Source organism: Herbaspirillum sp. BH-1, from assembly GCF_002870055.1.
Classification (GTDB): Bacteria; Pseudomonadota; Gammaproteobacteria; order Burkholderiales; family Burkholderiaceae_D; genus Herbaspirillum; species Herbaspirillum frisingense.
Genome location: NZ_PKOI01000009.1, coordinates 1 through 13,055 on the forward strand (window position 1 = coordinate 1; position 13,055 = coordinate 13,055).

At 63.7% G+C, this 13,055-nt stretch carries 11 protein-coding genes; 10 read left to right on the forward strand and 1 reads right to left on the reverse strand.

The genetic code is table 11. The features are described from left to right. On the reverse strand, positions 1–455 hold a 455-nt coding region (locus HBH1_RS13580; protein WP_102663194.1), incomplete at its 3' end, for an Lrp/AsnC ligand binding domain-containing protein. 371 nt (positions 456–826) lie between these two features. Here HBH1_RS13580 and HBH1_RS13585 point away from each other — a divergent pair. From HBH1_RS13585 to hslV, 10 genes are all read left to right on the forward strand, one after another. Continuing rightward, the gene (locus HBH1_RS13585; RefSeq protein ID WP_006464874.1) at positions 827–1,963 is read left to right on the forward strand and encodes a branched-chain amino acid ABC transporter substrate-binding protein; all 1,137 of its coding nucleotides are present in this window, start codon (positions 827–829) and stop codon (positions 1,961–1,963) included. 239 nt (positions 1,964–2,202) lie between these two features. Then, complete coding sequence (gene lhpH, locus HBH1_RS13590; protein WP_102663195.1) at positions 2,203–3,213, forward strand: trans-3-hydroxy-L-proline dehydratase; 1,011 nt, start codon at positions 2,203–2,205, stop codon at positions 3,211–3,213. 26 nt (positions 3,214–3,239) lie between these two features. Next, positions 3,240–4,178 carry a delta(1)-pyrroline-2-carboxylate reductase family protein gene (locus HBH1_RS13595; protein ID WP_102663196.1) on the forward strand — a complete coding sequence of 313 codons (939 nt, stop codon included), beginning with the start codon at positions 3,240–3,242 and terminating at the stop codon, positions 4,176–4,178. Between the two features lie 180 nt (positions 4,179–4,358). Then, complete coding sequence (locus tag HBH1_RS13600) at positions 4,359–5,288, forward strand: branched-chain amino acid ABC transporter permease (protein WP_102663197.1); 930 nt, start codon at positions 4,359–4,361, stop codon at positions 5,286–5,288. 89 nt (positions 5,289–5,377) lie between these two features. Further along, complete coding sequence (locus tag HBH1_RS13605; protein WP_102663198.1) at positions 5,378–6,592, forward strand: ABC transporter permease subunit; 1,215 nt, start codon at positions 5,378–5,380, stop codon at positions 6,590–6,592. Positions 6,593–6,607: 15 nt separating this feature from the next. Continuing rightward, the gene (locus HBH1_RS13610) at positions 6,608–7,375 is read left to right on the forward strand and encodes an ABC transporter ATP-binding protein (RefSeq protein ID WP_006464705.1); all 768 of its coding nucleotides are present in this window, start codon (positions 6,608–6,610) and stop codon (positions 7,373–7,375) included. A 174-nt stretch (positions 7,376–7,549) separates the two neighbouring features. Continuing rightward, entirely contained in the window at positions 7,550–8,275 is a 726-nt protein-coding gene (locus HBH1_RS13615) for an ABC transporter ATP-binding protein (protein ID WP_102663199.1), read from the forward strand. A gap of 31 nt (positions 8,276–8,306) precedes the next feature. Next, a complete protein-coding gene (locus HBH1_RS24920; RefSeq protein ID WP_146012856.1) occupies positions 8,307–8,492 on the forward strand; it encodes a hypothetical protein in 186 nt (61 codons plus the stop codon). Between the two features lie 61 nt (positions 8,493–8,553). Further along, positions 8,554–12,252 carry a trifunctional transcriptional regulator/proline dehydrogenase/L-glutamate gamma-semialdehyde dehydrogenase gene (gene putA / locus HBH1_RS13620; protein ID WP_102663200.1) on the forward strand — a complete coding sequence of 1,233 codons (3,699 nt, stop codon included), beginning with the start codon at positions 8,554–8,556 and terminating at the stop codon, positions 12,250–12,252. 221 nt (positions 12,253–12,473) lie between these two features. Further along, positions 12,474–13,010: an ATP-dependent protease subunit HslV gene (gene hslV, locus HBH1_RS13625; RefSeq protein ID WP_077235891.1), complete on the forward strand. Its 537-nt coding sequence runs from the start codon at positions 12,474–12,476 to the stop codon at positions 13,008–13,010. Positions 13,011–13,055: the final 45 nt, after the last annotated feature.

Genomic DNA, 13,055 nt, shown 5'->3' on the forward strand with positions numbered 1-13,055 from the left:
GGCAGGCGGATGGTGTTCTTCACCTCTTCCATCACCGCATAGGTATGCGTTTCGCGCACGCCTTTGAGCTGCAGCAGCGACTTGCCCAGGAATTCGCGATAGGCATTCATGTCCTTGACCCGCGACTTGACCAGATAGTCGAAGCCGCCCGCCACCATGTGGCACTCCATGATCTCGGGAATGCTCTGCACGCTCTTCTTGAACTCGGCGAAGACATCCGGCGTGGTGCGGTCCAGCACCACCTCGATGAACACCAGCAGCGACACATCGAGCAACTCCGGATTCAACTGCGCCGCAAAACCCAGGATATAGCCCGCCTCCTGCAGCTTGCGCACCCGTTCCAGGCAGGCTGCCGGCGACAGGTTCACGCGGGCGGCGAGATCGACGTTGCTGATGCGACCGTCGTTTTGCAGCTCCGCCAGAATTTTCTTGCTGATCTTGTCGAGTCCGGCCATGGTTTCTGAACTTTATTCAGTTAAAAAAATTTAGAGTGAATTTTATTCTGATTATAAAGGGAATAAACGCGCCTAATATCAAGGAAGAGTCAATAGAATCCTCCCTCATAAAAAACACAACGTAATGCGGGCATGAAGTGCCGGAAACGGCCTTCTGCGCGGATGACAGCAGTATCTCGGCAAGAGTGTTGACGAGTTTTGTTTTGCCAGGGCTTGCCTGCGCTTACCCCTGTATTCGCAGAAAGTACAGCATCAACGGAATTGCATCGCCCGCGCCCACAAGGCGCGGGGTGGCGCAAATCCTGCTTTTCCAGCGTTTTCAATGCAATCACCAACCGCAGTCTGACTTTCTAGAAGAGAGGAAACACCCCATGTTCAAGCGCGTCTCCGGACTCAACATCATCGCAGCCTCGCTGGCGCTGATCCCCGCCTTCGCCATGGCGCAAGAAGCGCAGGTCGTCAAGATCGGTTTCTCCAGCCCCCTGACCGGTCCCCAGGCATCGGCCGGCAAGGACAACCAGGGCGGTCTGATGATGGCAGTCGAGCGTCTGAATGCGCAACCCATCACCGTGGGCGGCAAGAAGATCAAGTTCGAAGTCATCGCCGAAGACGACCAGGCCGATCCCAAGCAGGGCGTGGCCGTGGCACAGAAGCTGGCTGACCAGGGTGTCAAGGCCATCGTCGGTCCCTACAATTCGGGCGTGACCATCCCCGCCTCGCGCGTCTACAACGATGCCGGCATCGTGGTGGCCACCGTCGCCTCCAACCCCAAGATCACCCAGCAAGGTTTCGCCACCCTGTTCCGCGTGGCCGCCAGCGACAGCCAACTGGGCGGCAAGATGGCCCTGTACGCAGCCAAGGAGCTCAAGCTCAAGCGCGTGGCCGTGATCGATGACCGCACCGCCTACGGCCAGGGCCTGGCCGAGGAATTCGCCAAGGTCGCCAAGGCCAACGGCATCGAAGTGGTCAGCAAGGACTTCACCAACGACAAGGCCACCGACTTCACCGCCATCCTGACCTCGATCAAGGGCAAGAAGCCCGACGCCGTGTTCCTCGGTGGTTATGCTCCGCAAGGCGGCCCGATCAAGCGCCAGATGAAGCAACTGGGCATCGACGTCCCCCTGATGGGCGGCGACGGCATCTGCTCGCCGGAAATGGGTCGTCTGGGTGGCGACGCCATCGGCGAGACCGTCTACTGTACCCAAGGCGGCACCATGCTGGACAAGGCCAAGGACGGCAAGATCTTCTCCGACGACTACCAGAAGAAGTACAGCCGTCCTGCCGAAACCTATGCGGTCTCGTTCTATGACGGCATGATGCTGATCGCCCAGGCCATGAAGCAGGCCAACTCCATCGAGCCCAAGGCCTTCGGCCCGGCCCTGGCCAAGATCAGCTACAAGGGCGTGGCCGGTCAGTACGACTTCGACGCCAACCACGACCTGAAGCAATCGCCCGTGACCGTCTATCGCTTCAAGGACGGCCTGCCGGTCCCCCTGACCAGCTACTGATCGGTCCGCCAGACGGCCTGATCCAGCCGCCCGCTTTTGCGGGCGGCGCGCCAGGCGTCCCCTACCCCGCTCCAGAGTTGTACATCCCCGCTTCCCGCCGGCCCAGGCCGGCTCGGGAGCGGTTTGTCGTACCCGCTTGTACCCGCTTGAGCCTGCACGGCGGGCCATTTCGCCGGCCGGCGCGGCACAGTGTTAGGCTGTGCCTTTGGCGGCGCGCAGCATACCCGGAAGGAAGTCACATGCTCAGCTACACCCGTACCGTCCAGACCATCGATGCCCACACCGGCGGCGAACCGTTGCGCATCGTCGTCTCCGGGCTGCCCAAGATCCCCGCCGGCACCATCCTGCAGCAGCGCGCCTGGCTGCGCGAACACCGCGACGACCTGCGCTGTTTCCTCATGAACGAGCCGCGCGGCCACGCCGACATGTATGGCGCCTACCTGCTGCCGCCGGTCACCGCCGGTGCCGACTTCGGCGTCATCTTCATCCACAACGAAGGCTATAGCGACATGTGCGGCCACGGCATCATCGCCCTGGGCAAGGTGCTGGTCGAAATGGGTTACGTCGAGCGCACGCAGCCGCAGACCCGCATCTGCTTCGATGCCCCGGCCGGCTTCATCGAAGCCTTCGTCGAGTGGGACGGTGTGCGTGCCGGCAAGGTCAGCTTCAACAACGTGCCGGCCTTCATCTATCGTCGCGATGTCGAGGTGCAGACCCCCAGCTTTGGCAAGGTCACCGGTGACATCGTCTTCGGCGGCGCCTTCTACTACTACATCAACGCCGCCCAGGCCGGCCTGACCGTCAAGCCCGAACTGGTGCGCCAGCTGATCCAGCTGGGCGCCGAGACCAAGGCCGCCGTCATCGCCAAGGTCGCCATCCAGCATCCGCTGGAGCCCGGCCTCAATACGCTGTACGGCACCATCATCGACAGCGAACCCAATTTCCCCGGTGCCGATCAATCCAATGTCTGCATCTTCGCCGACCGCGAGGTGGACCGCTCGCCCACCGGCACCGGTACCTCCGGCCGCGCCGCCCAACTGTTCCTGCGCGGACAGCTGGCGCTGAACCAGGGCTACGTCAACGGCAGCATCGTCGGCAGCAATTTCGGCGTGCGCGTGACTGCCGCCACCCAGGTCGGCGAGTTCGATGGCGCGCTCACCGAAGTCAGCGGCCATGCCCACATCATGAGCACCAACCAATGGGTGCTGGAAGAGTCCGATCCCTTCCCGACCGGCTTCTTCCTGCGCTGAGCGCACCCCTTCGAGACAGGACTTCCATGCACATCCTCGATCCCCACCAGAGCGCCCAGGCGCTGCCCTATGCGGCCCTGGTCGATGCCCTGGCACGCGCCGCGCAGGAACTGGCCAGCGGCGCCATCCGCGCGCCCGAACGCCAGGTCGTTCCCATCGATGCCGCCAGCGTCCTGCTGGGCATGCCGGCCATTGCCGAGGACCTCTCGGTGACCAAGCTGATCACCGTCCACGCCGACAACGCGCGCCATCACCTGCCCGCGATCCAGGGCGAGGTCATCGCCTTCGACACCCACACCGGCCGCCGCCTGGCGCTCATGGATGGTCCCACCGTGACCGGCCGTCGCACCGCCGCCATGAGCATGCTGGGCATACGCACCCTGTTGCCGCGCAGGCCGCAATCGGCACTGCTGATCGGCACCGGTGCCCAGGCCGCCGCCCACGCCGATGCCCTGGTCGAGTATTTCGGCGTATCGCAATTCTGGGTCGCCGCACGCGACCTCGACCGCACCCAGGCTTTTTGCCGCGCTATCAGCGAACGTCATCCGCAGGCCGTGGCCAGTCCGCTCCCGGCACGGATGTTGCAAGAGGAATTACCGCGCACCGACGTGGTGATCGCCATGACCACCTCGCGCGTGGCGGTGATCCCCGAAGGGATCGCACCGGATACCCTGGCCATTGGCGTGGGCGCCTTCAAGCCTGACATGGTGGAGTTCCCGGCCACGCTGTTGCATGCCCGTCGCATCGTCGTCGATGACCTGCCCGGATCGCACCACGAGGCGGGTGATCTGATCCAGGCCAAGGTCGATTGGGCGCAGGTGGTGGGCATCGCCGACGTGCTGGCCGGCAAGGCGCCGGCCACCACCCTGCACAAGGACGGGGCACTGCCAGTGTTCAAGACCGTGGGCCAGGCGTCCTGGGACCTGGCCGCTGCGCGCGTGATGCGTCAAACCTTGGGGCTCTGAAATTGAACGTGCAATCGCAGGAAATTTGATAAATAATTTACGGTTTTCTGCGATTGCGGTTTTCCTTGCGGCTGTTGTTCCTCTTTTTTTCGTCTTTCTTTCATTTTTTTCCGCGTTTTTTTCGCATTCCCCTTTTGCAGTTTTTCATATAAATCATCCTCCACAAGGAGACACCGTTTCATGGACATTTTCATCCAGCAGATCATCAACGGATTGGTGCTAGGCAGCATGTACGCACTGATCGCCCTGGGCTACACCATGGTGTACGGGGTGCTGAACCTGATCAACTTTGCCCACGGCGACATCCTGATGGTGGGGGCCATGGTGGGCCTGTCGCTGCTCAAATTGGTGCAGCATGTGGCACCGGACCTGCCGGGCATCGTCAAGCTGATCATCGCCATCGTCGGTGCGATCCCGGTGTGTATCGTGGTCAGTCTCCTGATCGAACGCATCGCCTATCGCCCGCTGCGCAATGCGCCGCGCCTGGCGCCGCTGATCACCGCCATCGGCGTGTCGATCCTGCTGCAGACCTTCGCCATGATGATCTGGGGCCGCAGCCCCCTGCCATTCCCGCAGGTCATGCCTTCCGACCCGGTGCACATCGCCGGTGCCCTGATCTCGCCGACCCAGATCATGCTGCTGGTCCTGGCGCTGGCCGCCATGATCGGCCTGGTGCTGATCGTGGAAAAGACCAAGATGGGCCGCGCCATGCGCGCCACCGCCGAGAACCCGCGCATCGCCGGCTTGATGGGCGTGGACGCCAACCGCGTCATCATCGTCACCTTCGCCATCGGCGCGGCCTTAGCGGCCATCGCCGGCGTGATGTGGGCGGCCAACTATTCCACCGCACAGTTCGCCATGGGCTTCGTGCCCGGCCTGAAGGCCTTCTCGGCAGCGGTGCTGGGTGGCATCGGCAACATCTACGGCGCCATGCTGGGCGGCATCCTGCTGGGCCTGATTGAAAGCCTCGGTGCCGGCTACATCGGCGACCTGACCGGCAACTTCCTGGGCAGCAACTACCAGGACATCTTCGCCTTCATCGTGCTGATCATCGTGCTGACCCTGCGCCCCTCCGGGATCATGGGCGAGCGCGTGGCGGATCGGGCTTGAGTTTCAAGGTGTGCATGCCTTGCACACCTTGAAGACATAAAACCTTAAAAGTTTAAAAAACAGAACTTAGAGAATCGGAAGAGAACACTATGGCTCTCATGACCTTCGACATGAAGCGCAACCCGCAGCAGGCGCGCATCAGCCTGCTGGCGCTGTTGGCGCTGATGATCATCTTCCCCATGATTGCCCAGCATTTCGGCAATTCCTGGGTGCGCATCATGGATATGGCACTGCTCTACATCATGCTGGCCCTGGGCCTGAACGTGGTGGTGGGTTTCGCCGGCCTCCTGGACCTGGGCTACATCGCCTTCTACGCCATCGGCGCCTATACCGCCGGCTTGCTGGCCTCGCCGCAGTTCGCGGCCGTGATCGAGTCCTTCGTCAATACCTATCCCGACGTCGGCAATTTCCTGGTCTGGCTGTATGGTCCGCAGATCGTGCAGAACGGCATCCACCTCTCGCTGTGGCTGATTGTGCCGATCTCGGGCGTGCTGGCGGCCCTCTTCGGCGCGCTGCTGGGGGCACCGACCCTGAAGCTGCGCGGTGACTACCTGGCCATCGTGACCCTGGGCTTCGGCGAGATCATCCGTATCTTCATGAACAACCTGAATGCGCCGGTCAACATCACCAACGGCCCGCAGGGGATCAACCTGATCGACCCGATCCGCGTCTTTGGCGTGTCGCTGGCCGGTGAACCTGGTTCTGGCTCGATGGTGAAGGTCTTCGGCATGAGCCTGCCCTCGGTCAATGCCTACTACTATCTCTTCCTGGTGCTGTGCATCTTCGTGATCTTCTTCTCGGTGCGCCTGCAGGACTCGCGCCTGGGCCGTGCCTGGGTCGCCATCCGCGAAGACGAGATTGCCGCCAAGGCGATGGGCATCAACACCCGCAACGTCAAGCTGCTGGCCTTCGCCATGGGCGCCTCCTTCGGTGGCGTGGCCGGTGCCATGTTCGGCGCCTTCCAGGGTTTTGTGTCGCCGGAATCCTTCTCGCTGACCGAATCCATCGCCGTGCTGGCCATGGTGGTGCTGGGCGGCATCGGTCACATCCCCGGCGTGGTATTGGGTGGCGTGATCCTGGCCGCATTGCCGGAAGTGCTGCGCCACGTGGTGGAGCCGCTGCAGATGGCCATTTTCGGCCGTGTCTGGATCGATGCCGAAGTGCTGCGCCAGCTGCTCTACGGTCTGGCCATGGTGATCATCATGCTGACCCGTCCGGCTGGCCTGTGGCCCTCGCCGCGCCATGAAGACCGTCCCGAAGTGGACCATACCAAAGTCGGCACGACCGGCGAAGTCAAAGCCTAAGCTGGAGCACAGAACATGACACAGACACTGCTCAAGATCCGCGACGTCAGCAAGCGTTTCGGCGGCCTGCAAGCCCTGAACGGCGTGGGCATCACCATCGAGCGCGGCCAGATCTATGGCCTGATCGGCCCCAACGGTGCCGGCAAGACCACCTTCTTCAACGTCATCACGGGCCTGTATCAACCCGACACCGGCAGCTTCGAGCTGGACGGCAAGCCCTATAGCCCCAGCGCCCCGCACGAAGTGGCCAAGGCCGGCATCGCCCGCACCTTCCAGAACATCCGCCTGTTCGGCGAGATGACCGTGCTGGAAAACGTGATGGTCGGTTGCCACGTGCGCACCAAGCAGAACGTGTTTGGTGCGGTCTTCCGCCACAAGGCAGCCCGTGACGAAGAAGCGGCGATCCGCGCCAAGTCGCAGCAACTGCTGGACTTCGTGGGCATCGGCCAGTTCGCCAAGCGCACGGCGCGTCACCTGTCGTACGGCGACCAGCGTCGCCTGGAAATCGCCCGTGCCCTGGCCACCGACCCGCAACTGCTGGCGCTGGACGAACCGGCAGCCGGCATGAACGCCACCGAGAAACTGGGCCTGCGCGAGCTGCTGGTGAAGATCCAGGCCGATGGCCGGACCATCCTGCTCATCGAACACGATGTGAAGCTGATGATGGGCCTGTGCAACCGCATCACGGTGCTGGACTACGGCAAGCCGATTGCCGAGGGCGTACCGGCCGATGTGCAGAAGAACCCGGCGGTGATCGAAGCCTACCTGGGTGCCGGCCACTAAGAGATGGTCTGAACCGGTTGTGCTGGCACTTGCCGTTCGTCCTGAGTAGCGGCGCAGCCGCGTATCGAAGGCGCTCAGGCGCGTCTTCGATACGGCCATGAATGGCCTACTCAGCCCGAACGGTAGTGGATTGATTTCAGTACAGCCTCCAAGCAGCTAGCGAGAGCAAAAAACATGACAACGAACATCCTTAAAGTCGAACAACTGAGCGTGGCCTATGGCGGCATCCAGGCCGTCAAGGGCATTGCGCTGGAAGTCAACGAAGGCGAACTGGTGACCCTGATCGGTGCCAACGGCGCCGGCAAGACCACCACCCTGAAGGCCATCACCGGCACGCTGCCCAGCAGCAAAGTCGATGGCCACATCTCCTACCTGGGCAATCCGCTGAAGGGCAAGAAGTCCTTCGAGCTGGTCAAGGACAAGCTGGCGATGGTGCCGGAAGGGCGGGGCGTCTTCACCCGCATGAGCATCCAGGAAAACCTGCTGATGGGTGCCTACACCAGCAATGACAAGGGCCAGATCCAGGCCGACATCGACCGCTGGTTCGAGGTCTTCCCGCGATTGAAGGAACGTGCCGCGCAGATGGCCGGTACCTTGTCGGGTGGTGAACAGCAGATGCTGGCCATGGCGCGTGCGCTGATGAGCCACCCCAAGCTGCTGTTGCTGGACGAGCCCTCGATGGGCCTGTCGCCGATCATGGTGGAGAAGATCTTTGAAGTGATCCGCAATGTGTCGGCCCAGGGCATCACCATCCTGCTGGTGGAGCAGAACGCCAAGCTGGCGCTGGAGGCGGCGCATCGCGGTTACGTGATGGAGTCCGGCCTGATCACCATGGAAGGCGAGGCCAAACAGATGCTGGATGATCCCCGGGTCAAGGCGGCTTACCTGGGTGAGGGTTGATCCGGACCAGTCTGTCGCGCCGGTGACACCGATGTCAGCAGAACGCCGCATGCCGCAAGGCCTGCGGCGTTTTTTTCATGCTTCTGGCCGCGTCGCCTGCACAGGCGCGGCCGGCCTGGATGTTGCGCTTGTTCCGGGCTTCTGTGGAAAATTAAAGTTGGTTAAATTATTAAATACAAAATTAAATATTGGCTATTTCACTGAAATACAGAATTAATATTGGTCTTTAGCACATAGAATCCGGTTGCCAAAATCCTTCCCATCCTGAACTCCAGACCATGACTACCGTCGCCTCTGCCGCGCCTGCGGCCACCGCTTCCAGCCTGCCTTTCGGCGCCTTCCACGCCGAGCTGCTGCCCGCTCCCAGCCCCCTGCGCGCCGCCATCACCGCCGCCTACCGTCGCGATGAGCGCGAGGCCGTGCAATGGCTGTTGCAGCAGGTCCAGGGCGACCCGTCCTGGAAGGAGTCGACCCAGCAACTGGCCCGGAAACTGGTGCAGCAGGTGCGCGAGAAGCGCACCCGCTCGTCCGGTGTGGACGCGCTGATGCACGAATTCTCGCTGTCCTCGGAAGAAGGCGTGGCGCTGATGTGCCTGGCCGAGGCGCTGCTGCGCATCCCCGATCGCCAGACCGCTGACCGCCTGATCGCCGACAAGATCAGCAAGGGCGACTGGCGCAAGCACCTGGGTGAATCGCCTTCGCTGTTCGTCAATGCCGCCACCTGGGGCCTGCTGATCACCGGCAAGCTGGTGTCCACCAGCAGCGAAAGCGGCCTGACCCAGGCCATCACTCGCCTGATCGGCAAGGGTGGCGAGCCCCTGATCCGCAAGGGCGTGGACCTGGCCATGCGCATGCTGGGCAACCAGTTCGTGACCGGCCAGACCATCGAAGAAGCGCTGGAGAACAGCCGTGACAACGAAAAGCGCGGCTATCGCTACTCCTACGACATGCTGGGCGAAGCGGCCCTGACCATGCATGACGCCGACGCCTACTACCAGTCCTACGAGCAGGCCATCCACGCGATTGGTCGCGCCTCCAACGGCCGTGGTATCAAGGACGGCCCGGGCATCTCGGTCAAGCTGTCGGCCCTGCACCCGCGCTATTCGCGCGCCCAGCACGCCCGCGTGATGGGAGAACTGTTGCCGCGCCTGAAGCAGTTGCTGCTGCTGGCCAAGCAATACGACATCGGCCTGAACATCGACGCCGAAGAGGCCGACCGCCTGGAGCTGTCGCTGGACATGATGGAAGTGCTGGTCGCCGATCCCGACCTGGCCGGCTTCGAGGGCCTGGGCTTCGTGGTGCAGGGTTACCAGAAGCGCTGCCCCTTCGTCATCGACTACCTGGTCGACCTGGCGCGCCGTCATGGCCGCCGCCTGATGATCCGCCTGGTCAAGGGCGCCTACTGGGATAGCGAGATCAAGCGCGCCCAGGTCGATGGCCTGGAAGGCTATCCGGTCTATACCCGCAAGGTGCACACCGATCTTTCCTACCTGACCTGCGCGCAAAAGCTGCTGGCCGCGACTGACGTGATCTACCCGCAGTTCGCCACGCACAACGCGCTGACCCTGTCGGCCATCTTCCACTGGGCCAAGCAGCACCAGATCGACAACTACGAATTCCAGTGCCTGCATGGCATGGGCGAGACCCTGTACGACCAGGTGGTTGGTGCCGACAATTTGGGCAAGGCCTGCCGCATCTACGCCCCGGTCGGTTCGCACCAGACCCTGTTGGCCTATCTGGTACGCCGCCTGCTGGAGAACGGCGCCAACTCTTCCTTCGTCAACCAGATCGTCGATGAGGCGGTCTCGCTGGACAGCCTGGTGGCGGACCCCATCGAGACCGTGCGCGCCCAGGGCGGCCTGCCGCACCCGGCCATTGCCGTGCCGCAGCGCCTGTATGGCGAGGAACGCACGAACTCAGCTGGCATCGACCTCTCCAACGAAACCCGCCTGCAACAGCTGGACCAGGCCTTTGCGGACATGGCTGGCCACCAGTGGCAGGCCGCGCCGCTGGTGGCCGGCGAGATTGTCGCGCAGGCTGCACAGCCAGTGCGCAATCCGGCCGACCATCGCGAAGTGGTGGGGCAGGTGATCGAAGCCACTGTCGCCGATGTCGATACCGCGCTGACCGCCGCCACCGCCTATGCGCCGCAATGGCAATCCACCCCCGCCGTCGAGCGTGCCGCCATGCTGGAACGCGCTGCCGACCTGCTGGAAGCCAACATCGCCGAACTGATGGCCCTGGCCGTGCGCGAAGCCGGCAAGTCCCTGCCCAACGCGATTGCCGAAGTGCGCGAAGCGGTGGACTTCCTGCGCTACTACGCCATCGCTTCGCGCCATGACGGCAACGTCCTGGCCTGGGGACCGGTGGTGTGCATCAGCCCGTGGAATTTCCCGCTGGCCATCTTCATCGGCGAGGTCAGCGCTGCGCTGGCCGCCGGCAACGTGGTACTGGCCAAGCCGGCCGAGCAGACCGCCCTGATCGCCCATCGTGCCGTGCAACTGCTGCACGAGGCCGGTATCCCGCGCGCCGCGCTGCAACTGCTGCCGGGCCGTGGCGAGACCGTGGGCGCGGCCCTGACCTCGGACGTGCGCGTCAAGGGCGTGATCTTCACCGGCTCCACCGAGGTGGCGCAACTGATCAACCGCACCCTGGCCAAGCGCTCGCATGACGATGGCGATGGCAGCGGCGAACACGGCGAAGTACCGCTGATCGCCGAGACCGGCGGTCAGAACGCGCTCATCGTCGATTCGTCCGCCCTGGCCGAACAGGTGGTGCAGGATGTGCTGTCCTCGGCCTTCGACAGTGCCGGCCAGCGTTGCTCGGCACTGCGCGTGCTGTGCCTGCAGGAAGACATCGCCGACCGTACCCTGGAAATGTTGAAGGGCGCCATGGCCGAGTTGCGCGTGGGTCGTCCGGATCGCCTGTCCACCGACATCGGCCCGGTCATCGACGCCGAAGCCCAGCAGAACCTGCTGGCCCACATCGAACGCATGCGCGGCAGCGCCCGTTCAGTGCACCAGCTGCCGCTGGACCCGGCCTGCCAGCACGGTACCTTCGTGCCGCCGACCGTGATCGAGATCGACGACCTGGCGCAACTGCAGCGCGAAGTCTTCGGCCCCGTGCTGCACGTGCTGCGCTATCGGCGCGATGCCCTGCCGCAGTTGATCGACGCCATCAATGCCACCGGCTACGGCCTGACTTTGGGCGTGCATTCCCGCATCGACGAGACCATCGATTTCGTCGCCCAGCGCGCCCATGTCGGCAACATCTACGTCAACCGCAACATCGTCGGTGCCGTGGTCGGGGTTCAGCCCTTCGGCGGTGAAGGCAAGTCCGGCACCGGCCCCAAGGCCGGTGGACCGCTCTATCTGAAGCGCCTGCAACGCAATGCGCAGCTGCATGAGGAACTGACCCGTGCCCAGCCCTCGGCGGTCCCCAACGCCTTGCTGGACAGCCTGCTGGATTGGGCCCGCACGCACGGCCATGAACGCCTGGCCGCCAGCGGCGAGCGCTATCACCGCGACAGCCTGCTGCAGCGCAGCCTGGTGCTGCCCGGCCCCACCGGCGAGCGCAATACCCTGGCCTTCGCCCCGCGTGGCCTGGTGCTGTGCGTGGCCGCCAGCGTGGGTACCCTGCTCAACCAGCTGGCCGCCGCCTTCGCCACCGGCAACACCGTGCTGGTCGACGAGGCCACCGCGGCGCTGCTGCCGGCCGGCTTGCCGGCCCCGGTGCGCGGCGCTATCCGTCGCGCCGCCCGCCTGGATGGCGAAGCGCTGCAGGCGGCGCTGGTGGACAGCCACCAGGCCACCGCCTGGCGTGCCAGCCTGGCGCAGCGGGAAGGTGCGCTGGTGCCGCTGATCCTGTGCAGCGAAGATACGGCCATCCCGCTGTGGCGCCTGCTGGCCGAGCGCGCGCTGTGCGTCAACACCACGGCCGCCGGCGGCAATGCCAGCCTGATGACGATCTCGGTGTAAGCCTACCCGCCGCGTAGCGGAGTCATCCCATCCGCTGAGACGGGCGCCCGGACCTTGTGTCCCGGCGCCCGTTTTTCTTGCCGGCGTACAATATTGCTCCCCTGCGGGCGGCGTGCGGCCGGCATGTCTTGCAATCGGCACGGCCAGCCCCATCTCGACAGGACGTGGGGCGGCCAGGCCTGCCCCGCAGCACCTACGCATATATTTGAACAGAGGCAAGCATGGAACAATTTCACGGCACCACCATCCTTTCCGTCCGTCGCGGCAACCAGGTCGCGCTGGGCGGCGACGGCCAGGTGACGCTTGGCAACATCGTCATGAAGGGCAGTGCGCGCAAGGTGCGCAAGCTCTATCACGGCAAGGTCCTGGTCGGTTTCGCCGGCGGCACGGCTGACGCCTTCACCCTGCTGGACCTGTTCGAAGCCAAGCTGGAAAAACACCAGGGCAACCTCATGCGTGCCTCGGTCGAGCTGGCCAAGGACTGGCGTACCGACCGCATGCTGCGCCGCCTGGAAGCGATGTTGCTGTGTGCCGACAAGGAAACTACGCTGGTCATCACCGGCAATGGCGATGTGCTGGAGCCCAATGACGGCATCGGCGCCATCGGTTCCGGCGGCAGCTACGCGCAATCGGCTGCCAAGGCCCTGTATGAGAACACCGAGCTGACCCCGGCCGAGATCGTCAAGAAATCGCTCACCATCGCCGGCGAGCTGTGCATCTACACCAACCTGAACCACATCATCGAGACGCTGGATTAAGGCTGGATTAAGGCTGGATTAAGCCCCGGCCCCGGTATCACACCG